Annotated in this window: 18 protein-coding genes and 1 tRNA gene; 17 read left to right on the top strand and 2 right to left on the bottom strand. The window is 57.0% G+C overall.

The genetic code is table 11. The features are described from left to right. Positions 1–131 precede the first annotated feature (131 nt). From secG to AW06_RS17170, 17 genes are all read left to right on the top strand, one after another. Complete coding sequence (gene secG, locus AW06_RS17250; RefSeq protein WP_034952677.1) at positions 132–503, top strand: preprotein translocase subunit SecG; 372 nt, start codon at positions 132–134, stop codon at positions 501–503. Positions 504–567: 64 nt separating this feature from the next. After that, positions 568–652 (top strand) — tRNA-Leu (locus tag AW06_RS17245). 58 nt (positions 653–710) lie between these two features. Then, positions 711–1,085, top strand: coding sequence for an NADH-quinone oxidoreductase subunit A (locus AW06_RS17240; protein ID WP_034952675.1), 375 nt, complete (start codon positions 711–713; stop codon positions 1,083–1,085). Positions 1,086–1,088: 3 nt separating this feature from the next. After that, the gene (locus AW06_RS17235) at positions 1,089–1,565 is read left to right on the top strand and encodes an NADH-quinone oxidoreductase subunit B (RefSeq protein ID WP_034924343.1); all 477 of its coding nucleotides are present in this window, start codon (positions 1,089–1,091) and stop codon (positions 1,563–1,565) included. Between the two features lie 23 nt (positions 1,566–1,588). Beyond that, positions 1,589–2,194, top strand: coding sequence for an NADH-quinone oxidoreductase subunit C (locus AW06_RS17230; protein WP_034952672.1), 606 nt, complete (start codon positions 1,589–1,591; stop codon positions 2,192–2,194). After that, positions 2,187–3,440: an NADH-quinone oxidoreductase subunit D gene (locus AW06_RS17225; RefSeq protein WP_034952670.1), complete on the top strand. Its 1,254-nt coding sequence runs from the start codon at positions 2,187–2,189 to the stop codon at positions 3,438–3,440. The genes AW06_RS17230 and AW06_RS17225 overlap by 8 nt, the downstream gene beginning before the upstream one ends. Continuing rightward, positions 3,440–3,913, top strand: coding sequence for an NADH-quinone oxidoreductase subunit NuoE (nuoE, locus tag AW06_RS17220; RefSeq protein ID WP_034952668.1), 474 nt, complete (start codon positions 3,440–3,442; stop codon positions 3,911–3,913). The genes AW06_RS17225 and nuoE overlap by 1 nt, the downstream gene beginning before the upstream one ends. A gap of 26 nt (positions 3,914–3,939) precedes the next feature. Beyond that, positions 3,940–5,241, top strand: coding sequence for an NADH-quinone oxidoreductase subunit NuoF (gene nuoF, locus AW06_RS17215; protein WP_034952684.1), 1,302 nt, complete (start codon positions 3,940–3,942; stop codon positions 5,239–5,241). Between the two features lie 11 nt (positions 5,242–5,252). Then, on the top strand, positions 5,253–7,580 hold the full coding sequence (gene nuoG / locus AW06_RS17210; RefSeq protein ID WP_034952666.1) for an NADH-quinone oxidoreductase subunit NuoG: 2,328 nt from the start codon (positions 5,253–5,255) through the stop codon (positions 7,578–7,580). Beyond that, the gene (nuoH, locus tag AW06_RS17205) at positions 7,577–8,629 is read left to right on the top strand and encodes an NADH-quinone oxidoreductase subunit NuoH (protein WP_138678624.1); all 1,053 of its coding nucleotides are present in this window, start codon (positions 7,577–7,579) and stop codon (positions 8,627–8,629) included. The genes nuoG and nuoH overlap by 4 nt, the downstream gene beginning before the upstream one ends. 10 nt (positions 8,630–8,639) lie before the next feature. After that, on the top strand, positions 8,640–9,128 hold the full coding sequence (nuoI, locus tag AW06_RS17200) for an NADH-quinone oxidoreductase subunit NuoI (RefSeq protein WP_034952664.1): 489 nt from the start codon (positions 8,640–8,642) through the stop codon (positions 9,126–9,128). A gap of 12 nt (positions 9,129–9,140) precedes the next feature. Then, positions 9,141–9,743, top strand: a complete 603-nt coding sequence (locus tag AW06_RS17195; RefSeq protein WP_034952662.1) for an NADH-quinone oxidoreductase subunit J — start codon at positions 9,141–9,143, stop codon at positions 9,741–9,743. 88 nt (positions 9,744–9,831) lie between these two features. Next, complete coding sequence (gene nuoK, locus AW06_RS17190) at positions 9,832–10,137, top strand: NADH-quinone oxidoreductase subunit NuoK (protein WP_034924362.1); 306 nt, start codon at positions 9,832–9,834, stop codon at positions 10,135–10,137. Between the two features lies 1 nt (position 10,138). Then, positions 10,139–12,211 carry an NADH-quinone oxidoreductase subunit L gene (gene nuoL, locus AW06_RS17185; protein WP_034952660.1) on the top strand — a complete coding sequence of 691 codons (2,073 nt, stop codon included), beginning with the start codon at positions 10,139–10,141 and terminating at the stop codon, positions 12,209–12,211. 23 nt (positions 12,212–12,234) lie between these two features. Next, positions 12,235–13,719, top strand: coding sequence for an NADH-quinone oxidoreductase subunit M (locus AW06_RS17180; protein WP_034952658.1), 1,485 nt, complete (start codon positions 12,235–12,237; stop codon positions 13,717–13,719). 27 nt (positions 13,720–13,746) lie between these two features. Beyond that, positions 13,747–15,219: an NADH-quinone oxidoreductase subunit NuoN gene (gene nuoN / locus AW06_RS17175; RefSeq protein ID WP_034952680.1), complete on the top strand. Its 1,473-nt coding sequence runs from the start codon at positions 13,747–13,749 to the stop codon at positions 15,217–15,219. 205 nt (positions 15,220–15,424) lie between these two features. Beyond that, positions 15,425–15,985: an NUDIX hydrolase gene (locus AW06_RS17170; RefSeq protein ID WP_034952655.1), complete on the top strand. Its 561-nt coding sequence runs from the start codon at positions 15,425–15,427 to the stop codon at positions 15,983–15,985. Positions 15,986–16,007: 22 nt separating this feature from the next. Here AW06_RS17170 and AW06_RS17165 read toward each other — a convergent pair whose 3' ends face one another. Together AW06_RS17165 and AW06_RS17160 are read right to left on the bottom strand one after the other, a co-directional pair. Further along, positions 16,008–16,640 (bottom strand): YceH family protein, encoded by a 633-nt coding sequence (locus AW06_RS17165; RefSeq protein ID WP_034952653.1) that lies wholly within the window; start codon positions 16,638–16,640, stop codon positions 16,008–16,010. A 115-nt stretch (positions 16,641–16,755) separates the two neighbouring features. Continuing rightward, positions 16,756–18,390 (bottom strand): peptide chain release factor 3, encoded by a 1,635-nt coding sequence (locus tag AW06_RS17160; RefSeq protein ID WP_034952678.1) that lies wholly within the window; start codon positions 18,388–18,390, stop codon positions 16,756–16,758. Between the last annotated feature and the right edge of the window lie 552 nt (positions 18,391–18,942).

The following is an 18,942-nucleotide window of genomic DNA, read 5'->3' as shown; positions in this document are numbered from 1 at the left end:
GCATCACTTTGAATCACACCCTTCTGGGAGATGTCAATTGACCCATGCTGACCGAACTGGCTATAATCTGCAGGTTTTTTCGGCGTGGCCCAGCCTGCGACAGCGTGGCGCCGGGTCGAACAAGAGGTGATATGGACTATCTTTTTTCTGTGGTGCTGGTAGTGCACATTTTGGCGGCAATCGGCATCATCGGCCTAGTCTTGGTGCAGCACGGCAAAGGTGCCGACATGGGCGCGGCTTTTGGCAGCGGTGCTTCCGGTAGCCTGTTCGGCGCCACTGGTTCGGCCAACTTCCTGAGTCGCGCTACGGCTATCCTGGCGACAGCATTTTTTGTGACCAGCCTGTCACTCACCTATCTGGCTTCAAGCAAACCAAAAACGACTGGCAGTGTGATGCAGGATGCGGTAAACTCTGCCCCTGTTTCAGCGCAGCCTGCGGGTAGTGTTGAGCAGGGAACAAGCCCGGCGAATCCCGATTCGAAAGCCAAGGATATTCCCAAGTAATCTGGTTTCAAGGCAGCGGCAAGAGAGAAGGGTTCCTAGTTAACTCGCCTGCTGCCATGGTCGTGCCGACGTGGTGAAATTGGTATACACGCTATCTTGAGGGGGTAGTGACTTCGGTCGTATGAGTTCGAGTCTCATCGTCGGCACCAGGAAAAGCCATTCAATTGGGTGGCTGTAGTCTGAAATGAAGCACTTGTGGGGCGGATCATGCTGGAAAGTTATTTCCCGGTATTTGTCTTCATACTGGTTGGCATTGCCTTTGGTATTGCGCCCGTCGTGACTGGTCTGGTGGTTGCGCCGCATCGCCCGGACAGCGAAAAGCTCTCCCCTTACGAATGTGGTTTCGAGGCTTTTGAGGATGCGCGCATGAAGTTCGATGTGCGTTATTACCTGATCGCCATCATCTTCATCCTGTTTGACCTTGAAGTGGCCTTTCTCCTGCCCTGGGCAACGATCTTTAAGGAAATCACACAAACAGATTCGGTTCGGTGGTTCGGTTTCATCGAGATGCTGGTGTTTATTGCCATCCTCGTCGTGGGTTACATCTACGCCTGGGCCAAGGGTGCTCTGGATTGGGAGTGAGTGATGGGCATTGAAGGTATTCTTCAGGAAGGCTTCGTCACCACCACGGCCGACAAGCTGATCAATTATGTGCGTACGGGTTCGATCTGGCCAATGAGCTTCGGGCTCGCCTGCTGCGCCATCGAGATGATTCATGCGGGTTGCTCGCGCTATGATCTGGATCGTTTCGGAATCGTTTTCCGCCCCAGCCCGCGCCAGTCCGATGTGATGGTTGTTGCCGGGACGCTGACCAACAAGATGGCGCCGGCCATGCGTAAGGTTTACGATCAGATGGCCGAGCCGCGCTGGGTGGTTTCGATGGGTTCCTGCGCCAATGGTGGCGGTTACTATCATTATGCGTACTCCGTGGTGCGGGGTTGCGACCGGATCGTTCCGGTCGACATCTACGTTCCGGGTTGTCCCCCGACTGCCGAGGCGCTGATCTATGGCCTGATCCAGCTACAGAACAAGATTCGCCGGACTAATACCATCGCCCGCTGAAAACAACCAACCGAGAGTGAGCCATGTTCGCCACGCTGGAAGCGCTTAGCCAGAATTTGCAGAAGCATCTCGGTGATCGAGTCAAATCCCTGAAGGTGGCGCTCGGTGAAGTGACCATCGAGGTCGATGCCACCGACTACCTGACGGTGATGCAGACTCTTCACGACGAGCCGGAACTGTGTTTCGAAGAATTGATCGACCTCTGTGGCGTCGATTATTGGACCTATGGCAATGTGCGGCGGGAAGGCCGGCGTTTCGCTGCGGTCAGTCACCTATTGTCGGTCAGGAGGAACTGGCGGCTGCGCGTTCGCTGCTTTGCACCCGATGACGATTTTCCCTCGCTGCCTTCGGTCATCTCGGTCTGGAACAGCGTCAACTGGTTTGAGCGTGAGGCTTTCGACCTGTTTGGAATCGTTTTTCCAGGGCACGAAGACCTGCGCCGCATCCTCACCGACTATGGCTTCATTGGACATCCGTTCCGCAAGGATTTTCCGGTTTCAGGTTATGTCGAGATGCGCTACGACCCGGAACAACAGCGGGTCATCTATCAGCCGGTGACTATCGAGCCGCGCGAGATAACGCCGCGGATCGTTCGCGAAGCGACTTACGGGAACGTTGACAATGCCTGAACTGCGCAACTTCACCCTGAACTTCGGGCCGCAGCATCCGGCAGCGCACGGTGTTCTGCGGATGGTGCTTGAATTGGACGGTGAGGTGGTGATGCGTGCCGATCCGCACATCGGCCTGCTCCACCGCGCGACCGAAAAACTGGCCGAGAACAAGACCTGGATCCAGTCGGTACCCTACATGGATCGCCTCGATTACATGTCGATGATGTGTAACGAGCATGCTTACTGCATGGCGATCGAAAGGCTCCTGAATATCGAGGTGCCGATCCGTGCCCAATATATCCGGGTGATGTTCGACGAGATCACCCGTATTCTCAACCACCTGCTCTGGGTTGGTTGTCACGGCCTCGACGTTGGTGCGATGACCATGGTGCTTTATGCCTTCCGGGAGCGTGAGGACCTGGTCGATGCCTATGAAGCAGTTTCGGGCGCACGCATGCATGCTGCCTACTACCGGCCTGGCGGGGTTTACCGTGATCTGCCGGATCGGATGGCGCAGTATAAGGAATCGAAGTGGAAGAGTGCTGCCCAGATCAAGCCCTTCAACGACGTTCGCAGCGGCTCCCTCCTGGATTTTCTTGACGATTTCGTAAGCCGCTTTCCGAAGTTGCTCGACGAGTACGAAACGTTGCTCACCGACAACCGCATCTGGAAGCAGCGTCTGGTGAATGTCGGCATCGTCTCGCCGGAGCGGGCGCTGCAGCGCGGCTTTACTGGACCGATGTTGCGGGGATCCGGTATCGCCTGGGATCTGCGCAAGAAACAGCCTTACGAAGTCTATGACCGGATCGATTTCGACATTCCGGTCGGTGTTACCGGCGACTCCTACGATCGCTATCTGGTTCGCATGGAAGAGATGCGCCAGTCCAACCGGATCGTCAAGCAGTGTATCGACTGGTTACGGCAGAACCCGGGCCCGGTGATGTCCGACAATCACAAGGTTGCGCCGCCGGATCGCGAAGCCATGAAGTCCAACATGGAAGAATTGATCCACCACTTCAAGCTCTGCACCGAAGGTATGCATGTGCCTGAAGGCGAAGTCTATTCGGCAGTCGAGCACCCCAAGGGAGAGTTCGGCATCTACGTGATTTCAGATGGTGCCAACAAGCCCTATCGCTTGAAGATCCGTCCTCCGGGTTATGTGCACCTGTCGGCAATGGACGAGATGGTGCGCGGTCACATGCTGGCTGACGTGGTGACGATCATTGGTTCGCAGGACGTTGTTTTTGGCGAGATTGACCGCTGATGTTGACTTCAGAATCCCTCAAGAGAATCGATCGCGAAATTGCCAAGTACCCGGTTGACCAGAAACAGTCGGCGGTCATGGCGGCATTGGCCATCGCACAGGAACAGCAAGGCTGGCTCTCCAGCGAAGCCATCGAGGCGGTGGCCAACTACCTCGGCATGGCACCGGTTGCCGCCTACGAAGTGGCGACCTTCTACAACATGTACGATCTCAAGCCGGTTGGCAAATATAAGGTGTCGGTGTGTACCAATCTGCCATGCATGCTCAGCGGCGGCGTCGATGCCGGCGAATACCTGCAGAAAAAGCTGGGAATCGGTTATAACGAAACGACTGCCGATGGCCTGATCACGCTCAAGGAGGGTGAGTGCATGGGGGCTTGTGGCGATGCGCCGGTGATGATCGTCAATAACCGTCGCATGTGCAGTTGGATGAATCCCGAGCAAATCGACAAACTGTTGGCGGAGCTCAAGTAATGGCGATTCTCGGCGCACTCAACCCGATGCTCAGCGTCGGTCTGGACGGTGACAAGGCTTGGCACCTGGCGGATTATGTCAAGCGTGGCGGTTACTCGGCGCTACGGCGAGTTCTCGAACAAAAAATCCCACAGAGCGAGGTCATCAACGAAGTCAAGAAGTCAGTTCTGCGCGGTCGTGGCGGTGCCGGATTTCCGACGGGCCTAAAGTGGAGTTTCATGCCGCGCTCGTTTCCCGGCGACAAGTATGTGGTGTGCAATTCCGACGAAGGCGAGCCAGGCACCTTCAAGGATCGCGACATCCTGCGCTACAATCCGCATTCGGTCATCGAGGGAATGGCCATCGCAGGCTACGCGATGGGTGCTGCGCGGGGTTACAACTACATCCACGGCGAAATCTGGGAACTCTACGAGCGCTTCGAGGCAGCCCTCGATGAAGCTCGGGCCGCTGGTTTTATCGGCTCCGACCTGCTGGGCTCGGGTGTCAGTTTCGAACTCTTTGCGCATCACGGCTACGGTGCCTATATCTGCGGCGAAGAAACCGCACTGCTTGAATCGATCGAGGGCAAGAAGGGGCAGCCGCGCTTCAAGCCGCCTTTCCCCGCGTCATTCGGCCTCTATGGCAAGCCGACCACGATCAACAACACCGAAACCTTCGCCTCGATCCCGTACATCATGAATCTGGGCGGGGAGGCCTATCTCGAAGCCGGCAAGCCAAATAACGGCGGAACCAAGCTGTTCTCGGTTTCGGGTCACGTCAATCGACCAGGAAACTACGAAATTCCCCTCGGCACGCCATTTGCCACGTTGCTTGAAATGGCGGGCGGCATGCGGGGTGGCCGGAAACTGAAGGCCTGCATTCCGGGCGGTTCCTCGGCACCAGTCGTTCCCGCGGCGACGATGATGAATGCCACCATGGACTACGATGGCATCAGCAAGGCAGGTTCGATGCTGGGTTCGGGCGCGGTCATCATCATGGACGAGACGACCTGCATGGTGAAAGCACTCGAGCGGCTGTCTTTCTTCTATTACGAAGAATCCTGCGGCCAGTGCACGCCATGCCGTGAAGGAACCAGTTGGCTTTACAAGGTGGTGCATCGCATCGAGAATGGCCAGGGTCGCCCCGGCGACCTCGATCTGCTCGAGAGTGTGACCACGAACATCATGGGCCGCACCATTTGCGCGCTTGGGGATGCCGCTTCGATGCCGGTGCAGAGCTTCATCAAGCATTATCGCGACGAGTTCGCGTACCACATTGAACACAAGAAGTGCCTTGTGCCCGTTGATGTGCAGCGTGCCGGCAGTGGCTTCTTTACGGCAACGGTTTAGGGTACGAGACGATGGAAATCGAAATCGACGGCAAAGTTGCACAGGTACCCGATGGCAGTACCATCATGGATGCTGCACAGCAAGTGGGAGCTTATATCCCGCATTTCTGTTATCACAAGAAGCTCTCGATCGCGGCCAACTGCCGGATGTGTCTGGTGCAGGTCGAAAAGGCGCCGAAGCCCCTGCCTGCCTGTGCGACCCCGGTGACCAACGGCATGAAAGTGTTTACCCATTCCGAGCTGGCGGTCAAGGCGCAGAAAGGCGTGATGGAATTCCTGCTGATCAATCACCCGCTCGATTGCCCGATCTGCGATCAGGGTGGCGAGTGCCAGCTTCAGGACCTGGCGGTGGGTTATGGCGGCAGTGCCTCGCGTTTTCAGGAAGACAAGCGAGTCGTTTTCCACAAGGATGTCGGTCCTCTGATCTCGATGCAGGAAATGGCACGCTGCATCCACTGCACTCGCTGCGTTCGCTTCGGGCAGGAAATTGCCGGCGTGATGGAACTCGGCATGGCCAACCGCAACATGCATTCGGAGATCACTACTTTTGTCGGTCGTTCGGTCGATTCCGAGCTTTCCGGCAACATGATCGACCTGTGCCCGGTAGGTGCTCTGACCTCACGGCCGTTCCGCTACTCGGCACGGAGCTGGGAGTTGTCCCGGCGCCGCTCGATCAGCCCGCACGACAGCATTGGTGCCAACCTGACCGTGCAGGTCAAGAACAACGTCGTGATGCGTGTTCTGCCGCGTGACAACGAAGACGTCAACGAGTGCTGGATTTCCGACAAGGAACGTTTTTCCTACGAAGCGCTGAATTCTCCGGCCAGACTTGGCAGGCCAATGATTCGTGTCGACGGTGCGCTTCGCGAAGTCGACTGGAATGTCGCCCTCGATTACGTTTCGCATGCCCTCAAGGATGTCGTCAGCAACAGCGGCGCGGCATCGCTGGCGGGGCTGGCTTCGCCGCAGTCGACGCTCGAAGAACTCTACCTGCTGCAGAAACTGACGCATGGTCTCGGTTCCGGCAACGTCGACTTTCGCCCGCGGCGTCGCGATTTTTTGGCCGACGGTAAACTGGGAGGTGTCCCCTGGCTCGGACTCAAGCTCTCCGAAATCAAGAGCCTCGACGCCGCGTTGGTGGTGGGCAGCTTTCTGCGCAAGGATCATCCGCTGTTCGCCCAGCGCTTGCGTCAGTTGGCCAAGAAAGGGGGCAAGGTCAGCTTGCTCTCGTCCAGTGGCGACGATTCGCTGATCAATCTGCATGCGCAGCTGACCGTTTCTCCCGCTAATCTGCCGCTTGCATTGGCTGCGATCGTCAAGGCAGCCGCACAGTTGAAAAACGAGGCCGTACCTGCCGGACTGGATTCGATCGATCCTTGCGCAACCTGCCAGGCGATTGCCAGGAGTCTGCTCGATGGAGAGAAGCGGGCGGTGTTCCTCGGCAATGCCGCCGAGCAGCATCCACAAGCGGCACAACTGCATGTTCTGGCCGCCGAGCTCGCACGGCTGACAGGGGCTACCTGTGGCTTCATCGGAGAGGCGGCCAACAGTGTGGGTGGATATGTCGCGAAGGCTTTGCCGACCGCGCTCAACGCTTACGAGATGTTCGCTCAACCGCGCAAGGCCTATATCCTGTTTGGTGTTGAGCCAGAACTCGATTGTTATGATCCGCAACAGGCGGTAGCCGCACTCAAGGAAGCCGCGTTAGTCGTCATGTTGACGCCATTCGGCGACGGTGCAGCACAGGACTACGCCGACGTCCTGCTGCCGATCACGCCTTTTACCGAGACTTCTGGGTCCTTCGTAAACACCGAAGGTCGTATCCAGAGTTTCACCGGGGTCGTTCGCCCTCTCGGCGATGCGCGTCCCGGCTGGAAGGTGCTGCGTGTGTTGGGCAATCTGCTGGCGCTAGCTGGTTTCGACCAGAACTCGAGCGAGCAGGTAAGAGACGAAATTGTTCCCGCGGGAACCACCTTTGTTGCCGGCCTCGACAACCGTGTTAGCGGCGTTCCTCTGTCATTGATGGTGACGGCTGGCGAGTTGCAACGCATTGCCGATGTGCCGATCTATTTCGCCGACCCACTTGCTCGCCGTGCTGCGGCACTCCAGAAAACGCGTGATGCGGTGGCTCCGACAGCGCGCATGAATGCCGCAACGCTAGCGAGGCTGGCTGTCACCGACGGGGCTCCAGTACGCCTTCGGCAGGGGAACGGCGAGGCTGTTCTCACCGCCAGGGCCGACGAGACAGTACCGGCGGGCTGTGTTCGTGTCGCGGCAGCGCATGTGACGACAGCAGCGCTGGGTGAAATGTTCGGTGCGATCAACGTGGAGCGTGCATGATGATCGATGCGCTGCAGGGATTGTTGCAAGGGATTTTCGGGTCGGTGTTTCCGCTGGTCTGGGTCCTGCTCAAGATCGTTCTGATCATCGCGCCACTGCTGCTCTGCGTTGCCTATCTGACTTTCTGGGAACGCAAGGTGATCGGCTGGATGCAGGTGCGTATCGGCCCGAACCGTGTCGGTCCATGGGGGCTGATTCAGCCGATCGCCGATGGCCTGAAACTGTTGTTGAAAGAGGTCGTCATTCCGACTGGATCGGATAAGAGTGTCTTTCTGCTCGCGCCGATGTTCGCCTTTGCGCCGGCGCTGGCTGCCTGGGCGGTGGTTCCGTTCAACGACACGCTGGTCCTGGCGAACGTCAACGCCAGCCTGCTCTACATCATGTCGATTACCTCGATCGGCGTCTATGGAATCATTCTTTCGGGATGGTCTTCGAATTCGAAATATGCCTTTCTCGGGGGCATGCGCTCCGCAGCCCAGATGATTTCGTACGAAGTTGCCATGGGGCTGGCTCTGGTGGTGGTGTTGATGGTTTCGAACAGTCTCAACCTCGGCGACATTGTGAACGGCCAGGGGCGAGGCTATTTCGTTGATCGGGGGCTGGGATTCCTGTCGTGGAACTGGTTGCCGCTGCTGCCGATGTTTGTCGTTTATCTGACCTCGATCGTCGCCGAAACCAACCGTGCGCCATTCGATCTGGCGGAAGGCGAATCCGAGATCGTTGGCTTCCACGTTGAATATTCCGGAATGGCTTTTGCGGTGTTCTTCCTTGCCGAATATGCCAACATGATCCTGGTGTCGACGCTCACGGCAATCCTGTTTCTCGGCGGCTGGCTGTCGCCGGTGGGCTTCCTGCCGGATGGCATTCTGTGGCTATTCCTGAAGATCTCCGCGGTGCTGTTCGTCTTCCTCTGGGTTCGTGCTACCTTTCCCCGTTATCGCTACGACCAGATCATGCGTCTGGGCTGGAAAGTGTTCATCCCGTTGTGCCTGATATGGCTGGTCGTGGTCGGCACCTGGATGATGTCGCCCTTGAACATCTGGAAGTGAGAGGCTAGTCATGGGTTCGATGAAGGAAATTTTCAACAGCCTCCTGCTCAAGGAGCTGTTGAAGGGCTTGTCGGTGACCGGGCGCTACATGTTTGCCCGCAAGATCACCGTGCAGTACCCGGAAGAAAAGACACCGCAGAGCTTCCGCTTTCGCGGTCTGCACGCGCTCCGACGCTATCCAAATGGTGAGGAGCGGTGTATTGCTTGCAAGTTGTGCGAGGCAGTTTGTCCGGCGATGGCCATTACCATCGAGTCGGATCAGCGTGAGGATGGTTCGCGGAGGACTACCCGTTACGACATTGACCTGACGAAGTGCATTTTCTGTGGCTTCTGCGAAGAGGCCTGCCCGGTCGATGCCATCGTCGAAACGCGGATTTTCGAGTACCACGGGGAGACACGGGGCGACCTCTACTACACCAAGCCGATGTTGCTGGCCAATGGTGACCGCTACGAAGCGCAGATCGCTGAAGACCGCGAACTCGACTCGAAATACCGCTGACAGGCCGATACGATGGAATTCAAGACCTTCGTTTTTTACTTTCTTTCGGCGATCCTGGTGTTTGCCGGGTTACGGGTGATTACCGCACGCAACCCGGTGCATGCAGCGCTCTATCTGGTGCTCGCGTTCTTTTCCGCGAGCGGGGTGTGGATGCTGTTGCAGGCTGAGTTTCTGGCGATCGCCTTGGTGCTGGTCTATGTCGGCGCAGTGATGGTGCTCTTCCTGTTTGTGGTCATGATGCTCGACATCAATCTCGATCGCCTGCGTGAAGGATTCTGGAGTTACCTGCCTCTGGGAGCGATCATTGCCTTGCTGATGGTCACTGAAATGGCCCTTGTACTTGGGGGGAATTACCTGGGGCTATTCGAGAGCAGCGTCCCACAAGCGGCCTCTGACGCCAGCAACGTCCAGGCTGTCGGGCGGTTGATGTTCACCGAATATATGTATCCCTTCGAACTGGCGTCGGTCATTCTGCTCGTCGGGATTGTTGCCGCAGTGGCACTGACACAGCGCGAGAAGCGCAAGAACAAGTCGGTCGATGCGTCGCAGCAGGTTTTCGTGAAAGCCCGGGATCGTGTGCGCGTGCTGCAGATGCCCGCGGAAAAGCGCGACTGAGCAAGCGGTTTGACAGCAGCACCACAAGACTGAAAAAGAGGGGGTGGTGAAATGTCCCACCCCATGCAGAAGGAATCAGGGAGGTACTTTGCTTACACTGTCCCATTTTTTGATCCTGGGCGCGATTCTGTTCGCGATCAGCGTCGTCGGCATCTTTCTCAACCGCAAAAATCTGATCATCATATTAATGTCGATCGAGTTGATGCTGCTGGCAGTGAACATGAATTTCATCGCCTTTTCCCACTATTTGCAGGATCTCGCCGGACAGGTCTTCGTGTTCTTCATCCTGACCGTTGCTGCAGCCGAGTCGGCAATCGGGCTGGCGATTCTCGTGGTGCTGTTCCGCAATCTCAAGACCATCCACGTGGATGATCTGGGCAGCCTGAAGGGTTGACATGGAAATGCAAAAGCTCTACCTGCTGGTTCCTCTGGCCCCGCTGGTGGGTGCCATCATTGCTGGCCTGTTCTGCCGTGTGATTCCGCGCTGGGTGGCGCATACCGTGACTACTGGCGGGGTGGCGATCGCCTGCCTCGTGTCGTACGTGATCTTCAAGGACGTGATGGCCGGCAATACCTACAACGGCCCGGTGTACCAGTGGCTGTCGTCAGGGGACTATCATTTCGAGGTGGGTTTCCTGATCGATCAACTGACGGTCACCATGATGCTGGTAGTCACTTCCGTTTCTCTGATGGTGCATATCTACACCATCGGCTACATGCAGGACGATCCTGGATACAACCGTTTCTTCAGCTACATTGCCCTGTTCACGTTCTCGATGCTGATGCTCGTGATGAGCAACAACTTCATGCAGCTCTTTTTCGGCTGGGAGGCCGTTGGCCTGGTTTCCTACTTGCTGATCGGTTTCTGGTATACCCGGCCGACGGCGATCTTCGCCAACTTGAAAGCATTCCTGGTCAACCGCGTCGGGGACTTCGGTTTCATCCTGGGCATCGGTCTGGTGCTTGCTCACTTCGGTACACTCGATTACGCCGCTGTTTTCGCCAAGGCTCCGGAATTGGCCGCTCATACCAACCTCGCGCTGTTTGGCGAAGGCCAGGGGGTGGCGTTGATGACGGCGATCTGCATCCTGTTGTTCATCGGCGCGATGGGCAAGTCGGCGCAGGTTCCCCTGCATGTCTGGCTACCCGATTCAATGGAAGGTCCAACACCGATCTCTGCGCTGATCCATGCAGCGACGATGGTGACTGCAGGCATCTTCATGGTGGCTCGCATGTCACCCCTGTTCGAGCTTTCCGATACGGCGCTGTCCTTCGTCGTCGTCATCGGTTCGATCACGGCACTGTTCATGGGTTTCCTCGGTATCATCCAGAATGACATCAAGCGCGTCGTGGCCTATTCGACGCTTTCCCAGCTTGGTTACATGACCGTCGCGCTTGGCGTCTCTGCTTATTCCGTGGCGATCTTTCATCTGATGACGCATGCGTTCTTCAAGGCGCTGTTATTCCTCGCCGCCGGTTCGGTGATCATCGGCATGCACCATGATCAGGACATCCGCAACATGGGGGGGCTGCGCAAATATATGCCGATCACCTGGATGACCTCTCTGATCGGTTCTCTGGCACTGATCGGCACCCCTTTCTTTGCTGGCTTCTATTCCAAGGATTCGATCATTGAAGCCGTCGCCCTGTCGCACATTCCGGGCGCCGGTTTTGCCTATGTTGCCGTGATGGCTGGCGTGTTCGTCACTGCTTTTTACTCGTTCCGGATGTATTTCCTGGTGTTTCATGGCCAGGAGCGCTTCGGCAAGGCAGCACCCCATGACCATCATGCCGCGCACGGCAAATCAGAACACCATGCGACGCATGACGAGCACGCGCATCCGGCAGATGACGCGCATGCCGAGCACCATGGCCTGGCTCCAGGTCAGAAGCCGCACGAGACGCCGTGGGTGGTGACCTTGCCCCTGGTCATGCTGGCAATCCCCTCTGTGATCATCGGCTATATTGCGATCGAGCCGATGCTGTTTGGCGACTACTTCAAGGGCGCGATCTTCATTGATGCCAAGGCGCATCCGGTCGTCGAGGAACTGGCGCATCACTTCCATGGTGCTTTCGCCATGGCGACACATGCAGTCACCACTGCGGTCTTCTGGCTGGCCTTCCTCGGTGTGGCTCTGGCCTGGTTCCTGTACTTGAAGCGGCCGGACATTCCGGAAACCATCAAGGCTCGCTGCGGATTTCTATACACCCTGCTTGACAACAAATATTACTTTGACAAGTTCAACGACGTGTTCTTTGCCGGTGGCGCACGCCTGCTCGGTCGAGGACTCTGGAAGGGTGGCGACGCTGGCCTGATCGACGGCATCATCGTCAATGGTTCTGTACACCTCGTGGGCTGGTTTGCGACCCTGGTTCGTCTGTTCCAGACGGGTCACATTTACCACTACGCTTTTACGATGATTATCGGCGTGTTCGTCTTGATGACCCTGTGGGTCACGCGCGCCTGAGCTAGAGAAAGACTGGGAACGATATGTCAGGCACGCCGCTTCTCTCTCTTGCCATCTGGGTTCCGATTCTCGCCGGTTTGGTTGTCCTGGCGACGGGCTCCGATCGCAATGCACCGCTGGCACGGATGCTCTCGCTGATGGGGGCGCTTGCAGGCTTGTTGGTGACGATTCCGCTGTATACCGGTTTCGATATGCACACCCCGGCGATGCAGTTTGTCGAGCTGAAGACCTGGATTCCTCGTTTCAATGTTAACTACCATTTGGGTGTTGACGGCATCTCGATGCTTTTTGTCATCCTCAACAGCTTCATCACGGTGACCGTCGTCCTTGCTGGCTGGCAGGTCATCGACAGCAAGGTGGCGCAGTACAACGCGGGTTTCCTGATCATGTCGGGGTTGTTGAACGGCATTTTTTCGGCACTCGATGGCCTGCTGTTCTATGTCTTCTTTGAAGCGTCACTGATTCCACTGTACCTGATCATTGGCATCTGGGGTGGCCCGAGACGGGTGTACGCGGCATTCAAGTTCTTCCTCTTTACCCTTTTCGGTTCATTGCTCTTCCTGATCGCACTGCTGTACCTGTTCATCTCCTCCGGAGGCAGCTTCTCGATTCTCGACTGGCACCAGTTGCCGATCGGCATGACTGCGCAGAACTGGCTGTTCCTGGCCTTCCTGGTGGCGTTTGCGGTCAAGGTGCCGATGTGGCCGGTACATACCTGGTTGCCCGACGCGCACGTCGAGGCGCCGACGGGGGGATCGATCGTGCTGGCGGCGATCGCCCTTAAACTTGGCGCATATGGCTTTCTTCGTTTCTCGCTGCCGATTACCCCGGACGCTTCGCATACCCTTGCAGGCCTGGTGATTGCGCTGTCGCTGATTGCCATCATCTATATTGGCTTCGTTGCCCTCGCACAGGAGGACATGAAGAAGCTCGTCGCATATTCCTCGATTGCCCATATGGGTTTTGTGACCCTTGGGTTCTTCATCTTCAGCCCCATGGGTGTCGAAGGCGCGCTGGTGCAGATGATCTCGCACGGTTTTGTGTCGGGCGCGATGTTCTTCTCGATCGGAGTCATGTACGATCGGGCGCATTCACGGCAGATTGCGGATTACGGCGGTGTGGTCAACATGATGCCCAAATTTTCCGCATTCTTCATGCTTTTTGCGATGGCCAATGCCGGTCTGCCGGCCACCTCGGGCTTTGTTGGCGAGTTCATGGTCATTCTTGCAGCCGTCGATCACCATTTCTGGGTAGCTTTTGCCGCCGCTTCGACCATGATTGTCGGTGCTGCCTATACGCTGTGGATGTACAAGCGAGTGGTGTTTGGGGCAGTGGCCAATCACCATGTGGCCGAACTGGCCGATATCAATGCACGAGAATTTCTGATCTTTGTCCTCTTCGCCGTTGGCGCATTGGGCATGGGTCTCTATCCGCAACCCTTTACTGAAGTCATGCACAGCTCGGTCAATGAGCTGCTGCGTCACGTCGCCCTCAGCAAGATCCAATAACTGGTAGCCGCTATGACTCTTGCCGAAATGCAGTTCCTGACGCCGGACCTTCGCATCGCAGCTGCGGAGATCTTCATCTTGCTGATGGCTTGCCTGATCCTCATGTTCGATCTCCTGGCCAAGGACAGGAAGCGCACAGCAACTTTCGTCGCCACCCAGTTGACCCTGGTCGTCGCGGCAGTGATCACCTTTTCGATGAGTACGGGTGAGATCAGCTACACCTTCAGCAATATGTACGTCGCTGACCTGATGGCTGACCTGTTGAAGCTGCTTCTTTATCTGACGGTGATGGTGGTTCTGTTCTATTCCCGAGGCTATATCCTCGAGCGCGAGCAGATGGCCAAGGGCGAGTATTATGCTCTGGCGCTTTTTGCCACCCTGGGCATGATGGTGATGATTTCAGCGAACCATTTTGTCACTGTCTATATTGGTCTGGAATTGCTGTCGCTCTCACTTTACGCAATGGTGGCGATGAATCGTGATTCGGTTCCGGCAACCGAGGCCGCGATGAAGTATTTTGTCCTGGGCGCGCTGGCTTCTGGACTCCTCCTGTACGGCATGTCGATGATCTATGGCGCGACTGGTACCCTGGAAATTACCGCCGTTGCCGAGCGCCTGTTCATGGGGCAGGCTGACCAGACGATCCTAGTTTTCGGCATCGTCTTCCTGGTCTCGGGGGTGGCTTTCAAGCTGGGGGTGGTGCCGTTCCACATGTGGATTCCGGATGTCTACCATGGCGCACCGACGGCAGTGACCCTGTTCATTGCTACCGCACCAAAATTGGCGGCGTTTGCGATGGTCATCCGCCTACTGGTCAACGGGCTGATCGTCCTTTCCGCGGATTGGCAGACGATGTTGATCTTGCTTTCGGTACTGTCGATGGCCATTGGTAACATTGCCGCCATTGCGCAGACCAACCTGAAGCGGATGCTGGCCTATTCGGCTATTTCGCACATGGGTTTCATGCTGCTCGGAATGGTCACCGGCGTGGTCGGTGGTGACGCGCGTTTCGCACTCAATGCCTACAGTTCATCGATGTTTTATGTCATTACCTATGTGCTGACCAGTGCCGGGACCTTCGGCATGATTCTTTTGTTGGCGCGGGCCGGTTTCGAATCGGATGAAATTGACGACTTCAAGGGACTCAACAAGCGTAGCCCGTGGTTCGCCGGGATGATGATGATGATGATGTTCTCGATGGCGGGCGTACCGTTCTTCGTCGGTTTCTTTGCCAAGTTCTCAGTACTGCAGGCGGTGGTTGCCGCAGGCTACCTGTGGCTGGCCATCGTCGCAATCATGTTTTCGCTGATCGGTTGCTTTTACTATCTGCGCGTCGTCAAGATCATGTACTTTGATCAGCCGACCAACCCCATGCCGATCGTAGCGCCACTCGATGTCAAGATACTGATGTCGGCCAATGGCTTGGCGGTTGCTCTGCTCGGGATCTTTCCGCAGGTGCTGATGTCGCTCTGTGCTTTTGCACTGTTGCGCTCGCTTTGACAGTATTATCTATTAATCCTTACCGGAACGCCCCGCCAGTCGGGGCGTTTTCATGGCCGAGGTTGCGTTCGCAATTCACCAATCTTGATGCGTTTGGTTGCGGGAGGGGAACCGAAGGTGAGGAAAACGGTCATGATTGTCACTAAAGCGGGTGTCTCTATTCGTCATTAGCGTTGGCAATTGCGGAATCAAAGGAATTCAAGAAATGGAAGACGAATATCCACATCTCCATGAAGAGACTCTTGAGAGCACGCAGATCTTCAGCGGCAAGTTGCTGGATCTGCGCCGTGACCGGGTTCTGCTGCCAGACGGTAGGGAGTGCGTGCGAGAATACGTGCGACACCAGGGTGCGGTAGCGATCATCGCCGAGCTTGATGATGGTCAACTCCTCTTCGTGCGTCAGTATCGATATCCTCTCAGCCGTTCTTTCCTTGAGTTGCCGGCTGGCAAGATTGATCCCGGTGAGGACATCCTTTCCACCGCCTGTCGTGAGTTGCTCGAAGAGACCGGCTTCCGGGCGGCAGAATGGCGTTACCTCGGAGTGATGCACCCCTGCGTCGGCTATTCGGATGAGCGGATCGAGATGTTTCTCGCTCGCGGTTTACAACGCGAAGCAGACCAGAATCTCGACAGCGGCGAGTTCATGGATCTCCTCAGCCTGCCGCTGGATGAGGCGCTGGCAGCGGTGTGCAGCGGCACCATTACGGATGCCAAGACCATCACCGGGCTGTTTTGGGCCGAAAAAGCGCTGCTAGGCGGCTGGTGATTTGTGGTAAGTCATGAGACCGTTAGAGGAGATCCTTGAGGGCAGCCTGTAGTTCGGCGACCTGTACCTCAAGGCGTGTCACTCGTTCTTCAAGTTCCCTCCGCACAGAACCTCTCTCACGAGAAAGTTCGTCGGACGGTGGGGTGACTGCGCCGCAGAGCAAGTGCGCCCAGCGATGCTCGCGGGAACCCGCCTGTCTGGGCAACCGGATGACCAGGGCACCGCTGCGGCGCTCAGCTAGTTCCTGCAAATAAGCTTCCACCGAGGAGCTGTCATCAAAGCGGTACAGTCGCTCGCAGTTGGCGCGCAACTCGCTGACCGTCTGAGCGCCGCGCAACACCAGCATCGCGAGTAGCGCCACGCTTGCCGGCGGTACGCCGTACACCTTGCCAAAATTCTGTGCATAACGCAGGACACGACCCGATGCACCATAGGTTTCGAGCACCAGAACGCGGCCGCGCAGTTCTTCGAGTGCCATCTGCACCTCGCTATCCGGGACGATGATCACCGGTTCACGAGCGGTTTTCTGGTTGCAGCCGAGGGTCAGGCTGTTGAGCGTCAGCGGATAGCTGTCAGGTGTCGTCTTTTCCTTTTCAATCAGGACGCCGAGGATGCGCGCCTCAAGAAAGCTCAGGAGTTGCTGTGTATCGGACAATGGGCCGCCTCGTTTCTATAATCTGGAAGTCGATGTAGTGAATTGAGTAGGGTTCTGATGCTCTTAGTTACGTAGCTGGAAAGAGCCTGCCGCGTTGAGGATGGGGTAGAAGGAGTCAGACGAACAGTTGCCCGTGTTCGCGCGTGTCGTGGAAGCCAACCCTTGCCCATTTCTCACTCGTCACCTCGAGGTTGTAGCGCGTACTTGCGAGGTAGACCGGATTGCCGTCGACATCCTTGGCCATGCGGTGGAGCTGTTCGCGCTCGAAATTGCGTCTTGTTGCATCGTCGGGAAAAGTCAGCCAGCGCGCCGTGTAAATATCGGCCGATTCGAAAATGGCATCGACCTTGTACTCGGTTTGTAAGCGGTGTGCGACGACCTCGAATTGCAGATTGCCGACAGCGCCCAGCAAGAGTGCGCCGCTGGCGAGGTTTTCGAAGACCTGGATCGCTCCCTCTTCGCCAAGTTCCTGTAGACCTTTCAGCAACTGCTTGCTTTTCAGTGGGTCGCGCAGCCGCGCTGCGCGAAAAAGTTCCGGGGAGAAATAGGGGATGCCCTTGAAACCCAAGACTTCACCTTCGCTCAGGCAATCGCCGATATGCAGGTTCCCGTGGTTGTGGATGCCGATGATGTCGCCGGCAACGGCGTCTTCCATCAGCAGCCGCTCGTTGGCCATGAAGGTCAGCACATTGGCCAGTTTCATCTCGCGATCGAGGCGAAGGTGTTTGACTTTCATTCCCGGTGCGTAGCGGCCGGAGCAGACGCGGAAGAAAGCGATCCGGTCGCGGTGCTTGGGGTCCATGTTGGCCTGAATCTTGAAAACGAAGCCACTGAAAGTCGCCTCTCCGGGTTGCACCAGACGTTTGCCACCATCACGCCCCTGTGGTGGTGGCGCCCAGTCGAGCAGCGCCTGCAGGATCTCCTGCACGCCGAAGTTGTTGATTGCCGACCCGAAGAATACCGGTGACTGTTGCCCGGCAAGAAAACTGACCAGATCGAAAGGGCTGCTAGCGCTCTGAATGAGATCGACGTCCTCACGAAGTTGGCCCACCTCGGCAGGGAACTGCGTGTCGAGGAGAGGGTTATCAAGGCCGTCGAGAAGTTCCGACTCACTGCGCCGCTCCTCGCCAGCGGCAAAATGCAGCAGACGGTCGTTCAACAGGTGATAGACGCCGCGAAAGGTCTTGCCCATGCCGATCGGCCAAGTGATCGGTGCGCATTCGATGCCGAGCACCGATTCGATTTCTCCAAGCAGATCGAAGGGCTCGCGCACCTCGCGGTCGAACTTGTTGACAAAAGTGATGATCGGTGTATTGCGCATGCGGCACACGTTGAGCAGCTTGATGGTCTGCGCTTCGACACCCTTGGCGGCGTCGATGACCATCACCGCGGCATCGACGGCGGTCAGGACGCGGTAGGTGTCTTCGGAAAAATCTTCGTGGCCTGGTGTGTCGAGCAGATTGATGGTGTGTTGCTGGTATTCGAACTGCATCACCGAACTGGTGACCGAAATGCCGCGCTGCTTCTCGACCTCCATCCAATCCGAGGTGGCGTGGCGAGCACTCTTGCGTCCCTTGACGGTTCCGGCAAGCTGAATGGCGCCGCCGAACAGGAGCAGCTTTTCGGTCAGTGTTGTCTTGCCCGCGTCGGGGTGAGAGATGATGGCAAAGGTGCGGCGTCTGGCGACTTCGCGCAGGATTTCGGGAGGGAACTGACTTTCGTTCCGGGATTCACTCAATAGGGGACTCATCAGGAAGCTTTCGACGGCAATAAAACGCCCGTGTAGAAGAAGGACAAGCATTCACAGCGTTGGGGTACACAGGGGGGTGAACTATAGCAAGACTGGCGGCGGTCGGATCCGGTTTGATAGACAACGGGCCTGAGCTCGGTCAGAGTAAGCTGGCAACGTGCGTGACGGCAAACTGGAGTATGTGGACGTCTTGAAGCGTGGTTTGCCAGTTGTCGAATGCTGCGCGGATCGCTGCGTGACCATGCCAAAGAGTTCCGGTCACGAAGGCACGACCGTCGACCTGGATGGCGCGAATTGCCGCGCGATTGAGATCGTCGGTCGCCGCCCTGTCCAGTCCCTCGCGAATAATGCGAAAGAGGTGGCCCCGGAAATTCGGACAGGAGGATAGGTGGTAGCCTTGCCCCCACGACCGGCTGCGGAAGCGGCTATAACAGGAGCAAGAGCATGACGAGAAGGACGAGGCGGAACCACACACCGGCATTCAAGGCGCAAGTGGCCCTGGCGGCGCTGAAGAGCGACAAGACGCTAGCGGAGTGGGCACAACAGTATGAC

Source organism: Candidatus Accumulibacter cognatus (assembly GCF_000584975.1).
Classification (GTDB): Bacteria; Pseudomonadota; Gammaproteobacteria; order Burkholderiales; family Rhodocyclaceae; genus Accumulibacter; species Accumulibacter cognatus.
This window is presented reverse-complemented; position numbering and strand designations above follow the sequence as displayed.

What these genes read in the sequence shown, in the direction of transcription:
- nuoF (WP_034952684.1), top strand. Translation starts at nt 3,940, where the DNA reads ATGCTCAGCGTCGGTCTGGACGGTGACAAGGCTTGGCACCTGGCGGAT.
- AW06_RS17240 (WP_034952675.1), top strand. Translation starts at nt 711, where the DNA reads ATGCTGGAAAGTTATTTCCCGGTATTTGTCTTCATACTGGTTGGCATT.
- nuoI (WP_034952664.1), top strand. Translation starts at nt 8,640, where the DNA reads ATGGGTTCGATGAAGGAAATTTTCAACAGCCTCCTGCTCAAGGAGCTG.
- AW06_RS17160 (WP_034952678.1), bottom strand. Translation starts at nt 18,390, where the DNA reads ATGAGTCCCCTATTGAGTGAATCCCGGAACGAAAGTCAGTTCCCTCCC.
- nuoE (WP_034952668.1), top strand. Translation starts at nt 3,440, where the DNA reads ATGTTGACTTCAGAATCCCTCAAGAGAATCGATCGCGAAATTGCCAAG.
- nuoG (WP_034952666.1), top strand. Translation starts at nt 5,253, where the DNA reads ATGGAAATCGAAATCGACGGCAAAGTTGCACAGGTACCCGATGGCAGT.
- nuoL (WP_034952660.1), top strand. Translation starts at nt 10,139, where the DNA reads ATGGAAATGCAAAAGCTCTACCTGCTGGTTCCTCTGGCCCCGCTGGTG.
- AW06_RS17230 (WP_034952672.1), top strand. Translation starts at nt 1,589, where the DNA reads ATGTTCGCCACGCTGGAAGCGCTTAGCCAGAATTTGCAGAAGCATCTC.
- nuoN (WP_034952680.1), top strand. Translation starts at nt 13,747, where the DNA reads ATGCAGTTCCTGACGCCGGACCTTCGCATCGCAGCTGCGGAGATCTTC.
- AW06_RS17180 (WP_034952658.1), top strand. Translation starts at nt 12,235, where the DNA reads ATGTCAGGCACGCCGCTTCTCTCTCTTGCCATCTGGGTTCCGATTCTC.
- AW06_RS17170 (WP_034952655.1), top strand. Translation starts at nt 15,425, where the DNA reads ATGGAAGACGAATATCCACATCTCCATGAAGAGACTCTTGAGAGCACG.
- secG (WP_034952677.1), top strand. Translation starts at nt 132, where the DNA reads ATGGACTATCTTTTTTCTGTGGTGCTGGTAGTGCACATTTTGGCGGCA.
- nuoH (WP_138678624.1), top strand. Translation starts at nt 7,577, where the DNA reads ATGATGATCGATGCGCTGCAGGGATTGTTGCAAGGGATTTTCGGGTCG.
- AW06_RS17235 (WP_034924343.1), top strand. Translation starts at nt 1,089, where the DNA reads ATGGGCATTGAAGGTATTCTTCAGGAAGGCTTCGTCACCACCACGGCC.
- AW06_RS17195 (WP_034952662.1), top strand. Translation starts at nt 9,141, where the DNA reads ATGGAATTCAAGACCTTCGTTTTTTACTTTCTTTCGGCGATCCTGGTG.
- AW06_RS17225 (WP_034952670.1), top strand. Translation starts at nt 2,187, where the DNA reads ATGCCTGAACTGCGCAACTTCACCCTGAACTTCGGGCCGCAGCATCCG.